This is a genomic window from Palleronia aestuarii, from assembly GCF_003253995.1.
Taxonomy (GTDB): Bacteria; Pseudomonadota; Alphaproteobacteria; order Rhodobacterales; family Rhodobacteraceae; genus Palleronia; species Palleronia aestuarii.
On the sequence record NZ_QKZL01000023.1, the window covers coordinates 43,110 to 56,284 of the forward strand.

General features: G+C 65.3%; 13 protein-coding genes. 4 read left to right on the top strand and 9 right to left on the bottom strand.

All coding sequences use genetic code 11. The annotated features are described in order from the left end of the window. Nucleotides 1-145 precede the first annotated feature (145 nt). Complete coding sequence (locus LX81_RS17675) at nt 146-934, top strand: heparan-alpha-glucosaminide N-acetyltransferase (RefSeq protein WP_111538631.1); 789 nt, start codon at nt 146-148, stop codon at nt 932-934. A 282-nt stretch (nt 935-1,216) separates the two neighbouring features. On the opposite strand, the gene LX81_RS17680 is transcribed toward LX81_RS17675, so the two are convergent. The 5 genes from LX81_RS17680 to LX81_RS17705 form a co-directional block, all read right to left on the bottom strand. After that, the gene (locus tag LX81_RS17680; RefSeq protein WP_111538632.1) at nt 1,217-1,876 is read right to left on the bottom strand and encodes a Fe2+-dependent dioxygenase; all 660 of its coding nucleotides are present in this window, start codon (nt 1,874-1,876) and stop codon (nt 1,217-1,219) included. 3 nt (nt 1,877-1,879) lie between these two features. Continuing rightward, the gene (locus LX81_RS21955) at nt 1,880-2,845 is read right to left on the bottom strand and encodes a 4-helix bundle domain-containing protein (RefSeq protein ID WP_146259470.1); all 966 of its coding nucleotides are present in this window, start codon (nt 2,843-2,845) and stop codon (nt 1,880-1,882) included. Nucleotides 2,846-3,108: 263 nt separating this feature from the next. After that, nucleotides 3,109-5,340 (bottom strand): type IV secretory system conjugative DNA transfer family protein, encoded by a 2,232-nt coding sequence (locus tag LX81_RS17695; RefSeq protein ID WP_111538635.1) that lies wholly within the window; start codon nt 5,338-5,340, stop codon nt 3,109-3,111. A gap of 17 nt (nt 5,341-5,357) precedes the next feature. Beyond that, the gene (locus tag LX81_RS17700) at nt 5,358-7,247 is read right to left on the bottom strand and encodes a relaxase/mobilization nuclease domain-containing protein (protein WP_111538636.1); all 1,890 of its coding nucleotides are present in this window, start codon (nt 7,245-7,247) and stop codon (nt 5,358-5,360) included. Then, the gene (locus tag LX81_RS17705; RefSeq protein WP_111538637.1) at nt 7,240-7,776 is read right to left on the bottom strand and encodes a helix-turn-helix domain-containing protein; all 537 of its coding nucleotides are present in this window, start codon (nt 7,774-7,776) and stop codon (nt 7,240-7,242) included. Before LX81_RS17705 ends, LX81_RS17700 begins: the two co-directional genes overlap by 8 nt. A gap of 757 nt (nt 7,777-8,533) precedes the next feature. Between LX81_RS17705 and LX81_RS17710 the strand changes: the two genes are divergently transcribed. Next, the gene (locus tag LX81_RS17710) at nt 8,534-9,352 is read left to right on the top strand and encodes a nucleotide-binding protein (RefSeq protein WP_111538638.1); all 819 of its coding nucleotides are present in this window, start codon (nt 8,534-8,536) and stop codon (nt 9,350-9,352) included. A 301-nt stretch (nt 9,353-9,653) separates the two neighbouring features. Beyond that, nucleotides 9,654-10,097, top strand: a complete 444-nt coding sequence (locus LX81_RS17715) for a hypothetical protein (RefSeq protein ID WP_111538639.1) — start codon at nt 9,654-9,656, stop codon at nt 10,095-10,097. Here LX81_RS17715 and LX81_RS17720 read toward each other — a convergent pair. Then, nucleotides 10,094-10,510: a hypothetical protein gene (locus LX81_RS17720; RefSeq protein WP_111538640.1), complete on the bottom strand. Its 417-nt coding sequence runs from the start codon at nt 10,508-10,510 to the stop codon at nt 10,094-10,096. The genes LX81_RS17715 and LX81_RS17720 overlap by 4 nt on opposite strands. A 422-nt stretch (nt 10,511-10,932) precedes the next feature. Between LX81_RS17720 and LX81_RS22330 the strand changes: the two genes are divergently transcribed. Continuing rightward, nucleotides 10,933-11,088: a hypothetical protein gene (locus LX81_RS22330; RefSeq protein ID WP_170134016.1), complete on the top strand. Its 156-nt coding sequence runs from the start codon at nt 10,933-10,935 to the stop codon at nt 11,086-11,088. Nucleotides 11,089-11,108: 20 nt separating this feature from the next. On the opposite strand, the gene LX81_RS17725 is transcribed toward LX81_RS22330, so the two are convergent. The 3 genes from LX81_RS17725 to LX81_RS17735 all read right to left on the bottom strand — a co-directional run bounded on the left by LX81_RS17725 (nt 11,109) and on the right by LX81_RS17735 (nt 13,075). Beyond that, nucleotides 11,109-11,486 (bottom strand): hypothetical protein, encoded by a 378-nt coding sequence (locus LX81_RS17725; protein ID WP_111538641.1) that lies wholly within the window; start codon nt 11,484-11,486, stop codon nt 11,109-11,111. Beyond that, a complete protein-coding gene (locus LX81_RS17730) occupies nt 11,483-12,010 on the bottom strand; it encodes a hypothetical protein (RefSeq protein WP_234822681.1) in 528 nt (175 codons plus the stop codon). Before LX81_RS17730 ends, LX81_RS17725 begins: the two co-directional genes overlap by 4 nt. 153 nt (nt 12,011-12,163) lie before the next feature. Then, nucleotides 12,164-13,075: an ArdC family protein gene (locus tag LX81_RS17735; RefSeq protein WP_111538642.1), complete on the bottom strand. Its 912-nt coding sequence runs from the start codon at nt 13,073-13,075 to the stop codon at nt 12,164-12,166. Nucleotides 13,076-13,175 lie beyond the last annotated feature (100 nt).

Below are 13,175 nucleotides of genomic sequence, written 5' to 3' on the forward strand. Positions count from 1 at the left end.
ACAGAGCCATCAACCGTCGCCACGGACCGTGATGGCTTAGGGGTGGTGGAGCAGCCGGCCGAGGATCGTGGTGGTCACGATGGGCCGTGGTGATGGGGGCGAACAATGAGGGTCAAGTCTTCCAGCGCGGCGACTTACTTCCAACATGGATAATCGACCCCATAGATACGCCGCCGACCGTTCGGCGTCGGCACGGAAGCCGATTCCCCGAACAATTGCGATTCCACGTCTCGACATCGTCGACGTCGTGCGCGGCCTCGCGATTGCAGGCGTGGTGCTCTTCCATCTTGTTTGGGACCTGTCCTTTCTCCGCGTCATTCCACTCGAAATCGCATCCCACCCGCTCTGGCTGCTGTTCGGCCGCGTGCTGGCGGGGACCTTCATGGTGCTGGTGGGGGTGAGCCTCGTTCTCGCCGCGGCGGGCGGTTTCCGGCAGAAGGCGTTCATGCGGCGCCTCGCCATTCTGATAGCAGCGGCGCTCGCCATCACACTCGTGACCCGCGTCGCCTTCCCGCAGACCTTCGTCTATTTTGGCATCCTGCACGCCATCGCGGTGGCGAGCGTCGTTGGCGCCCTCGTGCTGCGTCTGCGTCCATCCATGATCGCAGCGCTCGGCATCGCAGCCTCGGCTGTCGGTTTCTCATGGGCGTCGCCAGCCTTCGATCCTCGATGGCTGGCATGGACCGGCTTTGCCTCCTCACCCCCATCAAGCAACGACTTCGTTCCCGTTTTCCCATGGGTCGGACTGACGCTGCTCGGCATGGCTGGAACGCGGCTGGCTCTCGCACGGGGCTGGGTGCAGCGCGCACGGCCGCTCGACGGAAGTCTTGCCCGATCTCTAGTTTGGCTTGGCCGGCACAGCCTCTCGATCTACCTCATCCATCAACCCGTGCTGCTTGCCGTTCTGATCCCGCTCGTTTGGCTGGCGCGATGACCGGCCATTCATGAATCCATAGCGCGGATGGAACGGCAAAGCCGCCATTCGTGCCGGGCGCAGAACTCGTCGAAGTGGGCTTTTTGCCGCTGTTCGGCGCCGGCTCGGTGTGCGACCGCTCCGATGAGGCTCGACAATGCTCGGCGCCGCCGCAGTTGCCAAGAGGACGACTGGGATGGTTCAATGTGGGATCGACATTCGAGTCTTTTGCCTGAATGAATGGGGCCGTCGATGTCGCTCGGACCTGATTACCCTTCTCGAAGATCGAGCGGCAACTCTGCGTCAGTCGTCGTACCACATACGTGAGAGATTGGCCTTTGCCTTGAAGAGCCGGTCGAAGGCCGGCGTCTTGCCATACTGCTCATGCGTGGCCCGAGCAGCAACGTCGAGGTCGTGCAGGATCTCGCGTCGCGCGGGGTCGCGCACCCAGCTGGTGATCCACCCGACGATGGCGACCCGCTCGCCCTCGGTCACCGGCTCGACCCGGTGCAGCGCCGAGGTCGGGTAGAGGACCATGTCGCCGGCCTGAAGCCTGATGGCGCGATCCTCTAGCATGTCCTCCATGACCAGTTCGCCGCCGGTATAGGTGTCGGGATCGGTGAGCGAGAGCGTGAAGGAGAGGTCGGTCCGGTTGCCGTTCATCACCGGGTCGTCGACATGGGTGCCGTAGGCCATCCCGCCTCGGTAGCGCGACAGCAGCATGCGCGCGTATCTCTTGGGCCGAGCGATGGACGTCACGACCTCATTCGCATTGAGCGTTTTGCGGATCGTTCCGAAGATGGCGTCGAGCGCCGGTGACTTCCTGGCTTGGAGGTTGGCCTTGACATCGCGCGCGTAGCGTCCGGCGGTCGCGCGCCCGTCTTCGTACTCGAGCGCGTCGGCGGCCTCTCGCAAGGCCGCCAGGGCATGTGCGTCAAGCACGTTCGAAATCACGACAACCATGGATCAGTGGCTCTCGCCTTCGCCTTCACCTTCGCCCTCGGCACTGGCTTCGCCCTCTTCCTCGCTTTCGCCGCTGGCGGCGGATTCACCTTCGGCGCGGGCGAGTTGGGAGCTGGCCAGGTCCATGCGTGCCGCGGCGCCGTAGATGATGGAGGGATCCATCTCGAACGCGCCTTCGCCCTGCAGATCACCAAAGGCTGCGCCGGTGGCTTCGACCTGCTCGAGGAGCGATCGGCCGACCTCGGCGACCAGGGCGTCTTCGCTATTGGCCATCTCGCGCGCTTCGGTCTCGACAACGCGCAGGAAGCCCCAGCTGTCCTGATACTCGTGAAGGTTCGAGAGCTGGCCGCCCTCCACCGCCACCGTGTATTCCTCGCCGGCGACGCGTGTGAGATCGATCAGGCCCGCGACTTGCTGCGCAGGCGAGAAGCCTTCGCGGACGGCCTCGAGCGTTTCGCGCATGGCGGCATACTGCTGCTCGATTTCCGCGTACTCGGCCTCTGCCTCGGTTGCGGCGGCCAGTGCGGAAATCTGCTCCTTGAGGGTATCGAAGCCTGTCTCGGCGAGACGTTCGGCGACGGCGTCGTATTTCTCCTCGATGGGATGGCCCATATGGGTCTTCGCCGCCTGGAGATCGCCTTGCTCGTAGAGGGCGAGGCCGGCGCGAATATGCCCTTCCATGAAGGCCAGCCCGCTCAGGAATGCGGTGTCTGGATCGGCGCTCGCGCCGCCTTCGGCTTCACCCTCTCCGCCGACGCTCGCCGCGCCGTCCCCTTCAGCACTGGCGCTAGCCTCGCCTTCGCCTTCTGATTGGGCAAGGATGAGGCTCTCGTCAGCGGCACTTTCGCCCTCGGCTTGGGCTTCGGAGGAAGAGATAACTCCGGCAGCTGCAAGAGCGGCAAGTCCGGTGAGAGCCGAGACCCGGCGTGCGGTGACGAGGCGTGGCCCGTTAGGATTGCGTTCTGCCATGGGATCGGATCCTTGATAATTGGAGTGCGGAACAAACCTGAGTAAAACGGTTACCGGGGTGCGTGCGCCGGGTCAATTCAGACTGTTTAAGTCGGATAATGCCTGGTTGCGTCAGATATCGGTCGCGGGGGCACCTTGTAGGTACCTCCAGCCAGTTCTCCGGGATCAGCATCGGCACTAGGTCAATCGCCCGCCGGGCCGCTCGCGCCAGATCGAGCCTGCCTTGCGCGCATGGCGTCGAGCCCTGTAGCGTCTGATCCGGCTTAGGAAGAACCCGCAATCCTTTTGGGACGAGAACGCGTTCCGGCGGGTCGAGCGGGTTCGCCACCTGTGGCGCCGTCGGCAGAGCGACTATCGTTGAGGGTGTCTCGGCTGCTTCCCCTCTGGCCTTCGGCCTCGAACGTCGCGGCTATCGTCGCGGCGCTAGGTGCATCGGCACGCTTCAAAGGTGCGCGCCTGCCCTGCCCGACAGTTGGCGTGGACCTTGATGCACCGCTGGTATTCGGAGTTCCGCTTTCCTCGGCATCGTGTGCAAAATCTCCGAACTCGGCAGCAATTTTTTTCGCAGTATGGGCGCCATCGCGTTTCGCCGGAGCCGCGCGGCCGGCCGACGCGGAAGGCGTGGGTCGCTGCTTCTGCTCCGCCTGACCCGCAAGGCCGGCATAGCCGCTCTGCTGTTCGGCGAGACCGGAGACCATCTGCTCCTGCGTGAGCGGTTTCGTCTCGGCAGGCGCTACGGCGACGATCTTCTTTGCCCGCTTGGTGGGTTCGGTGAGCGGCGGATAGGGTAGATCGTGGCCTGCCCGGGCCGCGTAGATGCACTCGAAGTGATGATCCTCGAAATACCGGATGTGGTGGGCCAGGATCGGGTATTGTCCCTCGGGCAGCACCAGAACGCGATCGAGCGGGAAGCGCAGGATTTCGGCTGGCGAGATCAGCGGGCGTTCCTCCGACCGGCGGCTGACGTTGCCGCTCTCGTCGAACTTCCGGATCACCGATTGCGATCGGGTGGTGCTGACTGTCGTCCGCTTGCCGAGCGCATCGGACAGAACCTGAGCGGTCCGGTCGTCTTGCGGCGTCATGTAGATCTGCACCCCGGCCCCCGCGAGAAGCGCTCGGCGGTCGGTCTCCCCGTAGATGCTCTCGAGACCGGGGATCGACTGTGTGATGATGAAGAACCGGCCGCCATATTGCCGGATCGTCTTGATGCTGTTGAGGACCATTGGCTGGCGGCCAAGCTGGTCGAACTCGTCCATCAGGAACATGACCGGATGCGGTTCGTCCGGTCCTGGCAGCTTGCGTTGCAAGCTGGCGATCGCGTCGGCGAAGAGAAGGCGGATGAGCGGCGCCAGCGTCTTCAGGTGCTCGGGCTGCACGACGATGTAGAGCGACTGCGGCTCGGATCGGAACGTTGAGAAGTCGAAATCGCTCTCGCTCGTGGCCCGATCGACGGCGGGGTCAAGCCAGAGCTCCAGCCCTGCCCCGCGGATCACGCTGACATAGCTGTCGAGGATCTTGTCGGTCTCGTCCGCCATCGTCAGGAAAATTTCCGCAACGGTCGGGTTGGACGTGGACTCGGCGATGGCGACGTAGCTGTCCTTCTTCGACCCGCCCCCGGTCATCAGCCGCAACGCCTCGCCGATCGTGGGTCGGCCCTTTTCGATCGCGTAGAGGCAGGCGCCGACAAAGAGGCTGCGGCCGGCCTGGAAGAAGCTCTGCGCGTTCACACTCTCGACGATGAGGAACAGGTCGGCCATCGCGTTGATCGCGGTGTATTGCTGCTCCCAGCTCGGCAGCGCGGCGATGCGGGCGAGCGGATTGAACCGGTGCGTGCGTGTATAGACCGGGGTCGTGTCGTCGGCCCCTTCGGGCATCACGTAGTCGAAGGGCGAGAAGTACCAGATCCTGTTGCCCAGCCCGCGCTCCCGATGGATCGCGGTGTTCTCGAAATTCTCGCCTTTCTGGTCGAGGACGATCGCGCTGCCACCGAACTTCAGGAGGTTCGGCGAGACGAACCCGACGCCTTTCCCGCGGCCGGTCGGACCGATCATGATCGCGTGCGGGAACCGGTTCGGCTCCGCCGACACGAACGGCCCCGGCCGCTGCGGCTTCGTCATCTTCGCGTAAACGAACCCGGGACGCTCCACCGGCGCGGTCATCTTGTTCCGCTTGAGTTCGGTCCGGGTCTGAAAGTGGGAATCGTCGTAGGACGAGAGGCGCCCGCGCTGGACCGAGTTGATGCCGACGCCTGCCAGCACGACGGCCGGAAAGGCCGTGATGAGCCAAATCGTGTATCGAACATCCGGATTGGCAGCGATCCGCGCCGGCGAATATCGCAGGAACCAGGGCTCCAGCACATTCCACGTGTTCACGCCGTCCCCGAAGACGAAAATCGCGTAGAGCGTGGCGAGGACCGCTCCGATATAAGTGCCGGCGGCCAGTCCGACCGTGGCGGCGATCGGGAACCGCCAGGCGCTGTCCATGGATTGCAGCATGTCGCGGCTCCTTCGCCCTAGAAGTCGATCACGTGGTCCATGTCCTCGTCACGCCCCCTGCCCCGCTCGGCCCGATGGGCCGCGCGTTCATGGACACTCGCGAGATCACGATACCGTCCGACCGGTTCGCTGTCGCGCACGTCGAGGTCCTGGCCATCTTCGACGCGTCCCATGTTCCGCAGCTCCGATCCGACGGCGGCGCGTAGACCCGGATCGTTGATCTTCTCGATGAGCGGGTCCATTTCCCCTCGCCCCACCCGGTCCAGATCACCGTCGCTCATGTCGGCGCGAACCTCCTTCGCCAGGCGGTCGAGCGCGGCGATATCGGACAGACGGTCGGTCCGCTCGGCCTCCATCAGCTCCTGCCGTGCCAGATCCTCGAGGAGGTCGCGGCCGACGGGAACCGACGCGACGATCTTCTCGGCCTCGGCCCGCATTTCGCGTTCCATCTCGATCCATTCGGCCCGACGATCCGGATCGTCCGGCCGCCACTCATTGATCTGCGCCGCGCTCCGATCGGCGGCGGCGAAGCGCGCCGCCATCTCCTCGGCATTGGTGTCGCCCCACTCGAACCTGCTTTCGAACCGCTCGAAGGCGTCGGCGAGCCGGTCACTTATGGCATCGAGCGCCGCATCGGCCTCGGCCGCAAAGCGTCCGTCACCTCGCGCGCGCTCCTGAAGGAGCGCCACGGGTGCGACGGCGTAGGGATCTCTCTCCCTGTCGAGGCCTTGGGCGTAGGACTGGAAGAACGGGTCCTGTCCGATGAGATGCGTGGTGGACCGCGCCTGGTCCGCGAACTGTCCTTCAAGCTCTACACGCTCCGGACCCGGCTCCATGTTCCGAATCTTCGTCCAGGCCATCTGCGCCTCGGAAATCAGCGCCTCGCGCGCGGCCGCGATCCTGCCCGCCGGGTCGATCGTGTCGGCGGGAATGTCGTTCACATCGGCAAAATCGGACACGATCGGTTCTCCTTTCAGAAGATGCGCGGCGGCCGCGCTGGCGCCCTGGAACAGGCGGGCCGCGAACCCGTCGCCTTCAGTGTCGTCCAGCATCGACGCGATCCCGGCCAGCGATCGGTAGTCGGCCGCGTAGGACCGAAGGGATGCCTCGCGCTGGATGCGCTGGACGAAGGACAGCGGCTCGACATAGGGCTCCCGTCCCTCTTGCAGCGCAGCCTGCACATCCGTCTCACGAGGCGCGTTCTCTATGAGCCCGCGCGACAGGCGGGGCGTCGCATTGAGCGCCAGACCGTGCTCGGACGCGATTTGCGCGTGCAGCTCGCGCATCATGTCGTAGTTGATCTCCGAATAACGGCTGATCGACAGGAACGCTTCATGATCCATGCCCACCTTGTCCACGACGAAATGCGCGTGGACGTGCTCGGTGTTGTGGTGCAGCGCGGCGACGTAGCGGAACCTGTCGGCGTAGAAGCCGCTCCCGAACACCTCCTGCCCCCATTCCCGCGCGATCTCCTCGGCCAGCCCGGCATCGGTGCCCTTCGGGAACGACAGGATGATGTGGTCGGTATGCCCGCGCTTCGGCGCACCGACCCAGGATCCACCCCAGTCTGCCACAACGCGCGCGATACCCTCTTCCTCGAAGCTCCGCTCGACACCGATCTGGTTCGACCATGAGGCCGTCAGCGCCTCGTCCCGGAGGACATAGGACATCTGCCGAGTGAGCTCCTTGCGGCTATGGCAACCGCCGGCGGATACGCGCTTCACGACGCTCTGCGGCACCCGCGCGACGTTCTTGGTCAGCCCGACGGCCTTGTCCGCCCTGCCCCGACCGACATCGGACTTTTTATATCGGGGCTTCGGGAACGCGCCCATCGAGCGATTGCGCCGGCCGATATCGGGCAGCACCTCGCCAATGACGGCCTGCTGAACTGTTCTCCAGTCAGGCATGGGCCCCCTCCCCTGCCTCTTCGGCGGGCCTGATCGCGCCCCGTGCGCCGGCCGCCTTCACGGCCTGGAGGTCTCTCGCCACGTCCTCGACCCGATCGAGAAGCCTGACGACGAGCTCGCCGTCGCGACGGTTCCAGCGCAGCCGACCCGCTCGCGCGAGCTGGAGCATCTGCACGAGGTTCCGCGCCAGCGCGTTCATCTGGTTCGAACTCTGACGCAACGCGTCGATTTCCTCACGGCGGAAATCGGCGAGACCGGCCGAAAGCCGCATCAACCGGCGAAGCATCTCCGATGCGGACATGTCCTCGACGTCGAGCACGGCATCGAAGGCGTCGGCCTCTCGTTGCGAGACCCGGACCTGAAGGACGCGGCCGCGGGTGGTGCGATCCGTCGCGATCCCGCGCCGACGCAACCGCGAAACCGTCGGCCTTGAACATCCGACGATGTCGGCGACATCCGCGTCCTTCCGCCCCTCGGCGACCAGACGCAGGATGTCTTGCTTCGTCTTGAACGTGAGGCGTTTCGGCATGGTATGACCGGAAGCGACAGGCGTTCAATAACTGTCATACACAATACTATTCCTGTCAACGTCCTTTCAGTCCGTTGTCGCTCCTTCGGAGAAGGGTCACGCGCGACAGCGAACAGACTGAAAGGACTCCACCAGCGCCCGGCGTGACCCGCTCGCGGGGCACTCGGATGCCGGGCGGCAAGACTCGCCAGATGGCGAGGCGCGCAGACGGACCATGGGTCCGTCGGAGAGAATGCCCCTTCCGGCTCCTACGGAGGCCGGTGGAGGGCGCCATACATCTTCCTCACCCCTTTGACGCCCAGAAACTTTCTGGGCTCTCCAGCGCCGTCGTTGCAAAGCCAAATCGCCTAAACGGCCAGACGTCCATGATGACAACCTATCGACCATGCTACACGGACGTTGGGCCACACGGCCAATCGGCCATGTTGCATATCGCAACTGGGGGGCCAGCTAGCATAGGCGGCCACTACGCCAACGCGCCAAGTGCATTTGTGGCCATGTCGAACATCACGCCAAACGAATATTTAACCAAGATGCCGAAGGGCCGACATGACAAGCGGCAAATGGGCCACGCGGCCATACGACCGAGAGCCCGGGCGGCCAAACCGCCTAGACCGCCGCACGGCCAATTGGATATACTGCCATCACGTCAAGATGCCGGGCGGCCATTCGACTACGCGGCCATGAGAACACCCGGCCAACAATACGCTGCGCCGATCGGCCAGACCCGCTCGGTGCGAAACGATGAGGATGAGCAATGATCGTAGTGACCGCGATGTCCACCAAGGGTGGATCAGGCAAGACGACGCTGATGATGGCGCTGGCCACGGGCCTTCTCGAGAGAGGGATGCGCGTGCACATCATGGATTTCGACAACGACAGCCAGATCGCGCTCTGGGAACAGAACTCGGACAGATTTGCCTGGGACGAGACGGCCCCGCGCGTGTCTTGGCCCGACGCGCTGACGCTCTCTGTCGCGCCGGTGGCCATCGAGGATGTCTACTCCCAGTTGAACGAACTGGAGAGCAAGGGCGTCGATGTGGTCCTTCTCGACAACCGTCCCGGCAACCTCGAAGAGAACGAGGACGTGGTCCTGGCCGCGGACATCGTCCTGCTTCCGGTCCGCCCGGAGCACACGGACTATCAGATGGCGGAGCGCACGCTGCGATGGGCCGAAGCGACGGTGGCCACCCTCGAAGAAGGACAGCCCGCGCCGATCTTCCGGTGCGTCGTAACCCAGCTCTCGACGCCGTTCTACAACCTGCTGACGGCCGGAACGCCGGAGGAGATCGCACGGGCGACCGCCAAGGTCGCCAATGCCGACCGCGCGATGATCGACTTCCTGCGCCAACTGCCATGCCTTCCGACGCCGATCAGGGACACCAAGCAGCTCTTCCGGATTTCGGCGACGGGACCGCTCACGGTCGCGCGCGACACGTTCCTGAACGGGCAGGGGACCGCCCGGCACGCGCATGTCTTCAAGGAGGACATCGAGATGTGCGCCGACCTTGCCGACGACGTGATGGATGCCGTGAGAGCCACGAACAAGGCAGCCGGGGAGATGGCCGATGCCTAGAGTCCCGCCTGCCCGGAAGAGCCCGACGCCACAGGACCCCGAGCATCCGACGAAAGAGAAGAAAAAGCGGGCGAAGCTCGCACCTGTCTCCCGGACAGGCCCCTTGCCGATCGCGTCACTAGTGGATCGAAACGACGTGGAGCCAGATACGCCGAGCGCGCCGAAGGGCAGGCGTACCCAGGCGGCACCCGCATCCGAGCAAGAGCTTCCGATCGAGACAATTTCGGAAGCGACGATCAAGACATCATCCCCGGCCGTGGCGCCGCCTCGAACGGAGGTGGACGAAAGGGCAGGGGAGGCGATGACGCCTGCGCCGACCGAACCTGAACCCGAAAAACGGCAACCCCAGAGTCGGAAGGCGGCCGGGCCCCGCAAGCCACGCAGCATCCGCCTCTGGTTGACCCGGATGCAGGAGGCGCAGCTTCGCGAGCTGGCGAAGGAGCTCGACATTGAAGTCGATTACCTGATCGACGGTCTCGCCACCCGCGCGCGGCATCGCCTCGCCGCCCTCCGCGATGCCTCCGGATGGCGGGAGCTTTCCGGTGCCCTGATCGTGACGAGCCGCCGGACCGACGATGGCAGGCGGGCGAAGCACTCGTCGATCGCGCTGAGCGACGCCGAGTTGCGCGAGGCCACGGCCCCCATCCGTGATCCTCTCGGGGTGCTGTCCGACACGCTCGTCCTCAACGCCTATTTCGACGCGGCGTTCGCGGCGGAGGCCGAGATCGTCCGCAACGATGCCTAGTCGCAGCGCAGCTCCGGCATGGGATCGGCCGTCACGGTGAAGCTGTCGTCTTCGGTGACGACGGCGATCCGTCCGCCGGCCTGCGCCATCGCGATCAGGTCCGACCATTCCTCCGCGTCGGCATCCTGCTGGGTGGCGATGCCTTCGCGGGTCATGAACGCGGCCTGCTCGCCGGTCTCCGCGAGGAACACGACCTGCGTGACACTCTGGGCGACGGGCATTTCCACCACGAAATTGGCGTAGCTCTTGTCCGGGTTGTAGGCGCGGTCCGGGTCGCAGACCAGGACGACGGTGCCCCCATCGCCCGTGATCGTGTAGGAGTCGAGACCGCGCTCCAGGTCATAGACCCATTCCGCCGCCGTCGCCGAGGCGGCGGCAACGATCGCAACGGCGATGGCGGTAAGCCGGATCATGACAGGACACCTCTCTTGATCGCAAACGATACGTCATGGCATTGCCGCTTGCGAGGAGAATATCGACGGTGAACGGCGCATGGCGCCGTTCGCTGAGAAAAGACAGGCGATCGATCGCCTGACGACCCTTCTGCTTCATGGGTCCGCTGCCATCTCCCCGGCTCCGAGAAAAGGGGCAAGCGCCCGCGTGCCGCGGTCGGCTCCACCGGCCCCCGTGTCCTCGGCTGCGCCTGCGGGCCGCGCCGGGGCCGGCTCCGCCCCCTTGTCTCGCATCCGGGGAGCCGTCAGTCGGGCGTCGCCCTCCCTCCTTTGTCCGGTCCGATGCATGGGAGCATCGGCCGATCAAATCGGGTGGTCTCGCCATGGCGGACGGTCTGGGGCGGACGGCTGGTGTCGCGCCTCTCTTGGGAAGGGCGATGGAAATGAGATGGTTCGGGATGCCGGTGGCGGCGGTCGTGGGAATGGTGGGCGGCCGGTTCGTGGAGATCGCGTCGGTCTATGAATGGTCGGACGGAACCCGAAGGATCGTTTGGCTGGATCGTGAGGCGGCACGCAGCGTCCGGTCCGCCGCACGCTGACGGCGAACGCCAATACCGAACTATCGGAAGTTGGCCGGGCAGGTGCTCCGCAGGGCATCGAGCCCGGCCGTGGCGGTCTCGGGGTCGATGGCCCGGAACGTCTCGATGGTCTCCGCCATGTTCCGTACGGCCTGCCGGGTCGCCGGGGACGCCGCCTCGTCGAGCGTGGCGAAAAGTTCGACCTGTCGGGCCATGATCGCGCGGCCGAGCGCCAGGTTCGCGGCGTTGGCCATGGTCATGTCCGTCATGGCCGCGACCACGGCGTTGCAATCGGCCTGGGAGACGTCGGCACTTTGCGCATGGGCGGAGGCGGGCGCGAGCGCGAGGCCGGCCGAGAAAGCGACGCAGGCGATGGCGGATAAGCAAGGGGGTCGCGTCGGTATTGGTCCTCCCGTCACCGGCGGCGGCTCACCACACCGTCTTCGGTGATGGCGTCGAGCTGACGCTCGGTCCGGCGCGACAGCCGCGCCCCGTCGCCGGTAACGACGATCTGAGCGTCCGGTGCGATGCGAATGAACGAGCCATCGGCCTCCATCCAGCTCGTATCGTCGGCGTTGCCGTCCACCTGCCGCCGGATCGAGCCGTCGCCCTGCACGGTGATCCAGACAGTCCCGACGAGAACCGAGACGCCATGATGGTCCGCCTGGATTCCGGTCCACCCGAGCGCCTCGTCGTCCCGGCGAAGGATGATCTTGTCCGGGTGCATCCTGATCTGGACGTCGCCGGCATCGCCGTCGCCGCGCAGGACGACGAATGCCTCCTTCTGCTTTGGGTCGTCGGGCAGCCCGGCGCAGGCATCGTTCGGACGCCACAGGCGCGGCTCATTGCGCTGGGTGCCGTGCCGGTCTCGATGGAAGGCGATCAGGAGCTGGGCGGATTTCCATGCCGATTTGATGCGGGCCGGGATGGTCACGGCGATCACCTTTGATGTCGTTTGCGTGTTCACAGCATAGCATCGGGCCCGTATCCTTACCCAATGAAAACAGGGTTTTGAGCGAATTTCCGTCGATCCGGCCGGCGCTGAAAAGCCAGCCGGATCGTGTTCCCCGCCTTCGGGACGGATGACGCACCGCGCCTAGGCGGCCACCCCCTCGGACATCGCCTCGATGGTCTCGCCGCACCGCTCGGTGATGTAGTCCACCGCCTTCTGCGCTTCCCGCGCGGCCTTGAAGATCGCCTTCTTGTCGTTCTTCAACGCGGCGAGCCAGCTTTCGACATAGGCCGCGCTCTGGTCGATGGTCGGCTGAAGGCCGATGCTCGCGAACAGCATGCACTGGCCGATCTCCGCGACGAGCTCTTCGCGCGCCCGGTCTTCCTTGGTCGGGAACTTCTTGATCCGGTCCAGTCGCGGGCTCCCGCCGACATAATGGATGGCCTCGTGCCCGAGGGTTTCGTAATAGCCCTGCGCCTCGTGAAAGGTGGCGATCGGCGGCATGTGGATCACGTCGCGGCCCATGTGGTAGTAGGCTTGCGGCTCGTCGGTGGTCTCGATGGTGGCGCCCAGCTTCGCGAAATACGCCTCGATCCCGGCAATCGGCTTCGTCCCGAGGTCGGCCGCCGCCTCGCGCTGGCGATAGTAGCTGTCCGGCAGGCCGTCGATCTGGTCGGCGCAAAAGACACGGTAGGCTTTGAGATAGGGGCGCTTCACCTCCTCGCCGGTCTCGTCCTCTTTCTCGACGGTCCCGTATTTGACGATCATGGTGGAGGTCTCGCCCTTGCGGACCTGCGCGCCCATCTCCTGAGCCTGCCGGTAGGTCATCCAGTAGGGCGAGGCGTAGCCCTTTTCGCTCGCGGTGAGCCACAGCATCAGCACGTTGATGCCGCGATAGCCTTCGCCGCCGTGCCGAAGGGGGAAGGGGGCGCCGCCGCCTTGGCCGGTCCATGGGCAACGCCACGGCGGGGTGCCCGCCTCGATGGCGGCGATGATCTTCGCGGTGATCTCGGCCTCGGGATCGAACTTCGCGGCGGTCTTCCTGCGGGTCGCCATGTCTGGCCCTCCTCTTGCGGTGGCACCCCGGCTCCGGTCTGGTGCCGAAGATCGGGGCGGGGGTTCTGGCGAGGTCCGCGAACGCGGCGCCTCTCCTGAA

Bases quoted from the DNA above. Each gene is read 5' to 3' on its own strand.
- LX81_RS17700 (WP_111538636.1), bottom strand. From the start codon at position 7,247: ATGCCTGACTGGAGAACAGTTCAGCAGGCCGTCATTGGCGAGGTGCTG.
- LX81_RS17715 (WP_111538639.1), top strand. From the start codon at position 9,654: ATGACGCCTGCGCCGACCGAACCTGAACCCGAAAAACGGCAACCCCAG.
- LX81_RS17710 (WP_111538638.1), top strand. From the start codon at position 8,534: ATGATCGTAGTGACCGCGATGTCCACCAAGGGTGGATCAGGCAAGACG.
- LX81_RS21955 (WP_146259470.1), bottom strand. From the start codon at position 2,845: ATGGCAGAACGCAATCCTAACGGGCCACGCCTCGTCACCGCACGCCGG.
- LX81_RS22330 (WP_170134016.1), top strand. From the start codon at position 10,933: ATGAGATGGTTCGGGATGCCGGTGGCGGCGGTCGTGGGAATGGTGGGC.
- LX81_RS17695 (WP_111538635.1), bottom strand. From the start codon at position 5,340: ATGCTGCAATCCATGGACAGCGCCTGGCGGTTCCCGATCGCCGCCACG.
- LX81_RS17720 (WP_111538640.1), bottom strand. From the start codon at position 10,510: ATGATCCGGCTTACCGCCATCGCCGTTGCGATCGTTGCCGCCGCCTCG.
- LX81_RS17680 (WP_111538632.1), bottom strand. From the start codon at position 1,876: ATGGTTGTCGTGATTTCGAACGTGCTTGACGCACATGCCCTGGCGGCC.
- LX81_RS17735 (WP_111538642.1), bottom strand. From the start codon at position 13,075: ATGGCGACCCGCAGGAAGACCGCCGCGAAGTTCGATCCCGAGGCCGAG.
- LX81_RS17705 (WP_111538637.1), bottom strand. From the start codon at position 7,776: ATGCCGAAACGCCTCACGTTCAAGACGAAGCAAGACATCCTGCGTCTG.
- LX81_RS17675 (WP_111538631.1), top strand. From the start codon at position 146: ATGGATAATCGACCCCATAGATACGCCGCCGACCGTTCGGCGTCGGCA.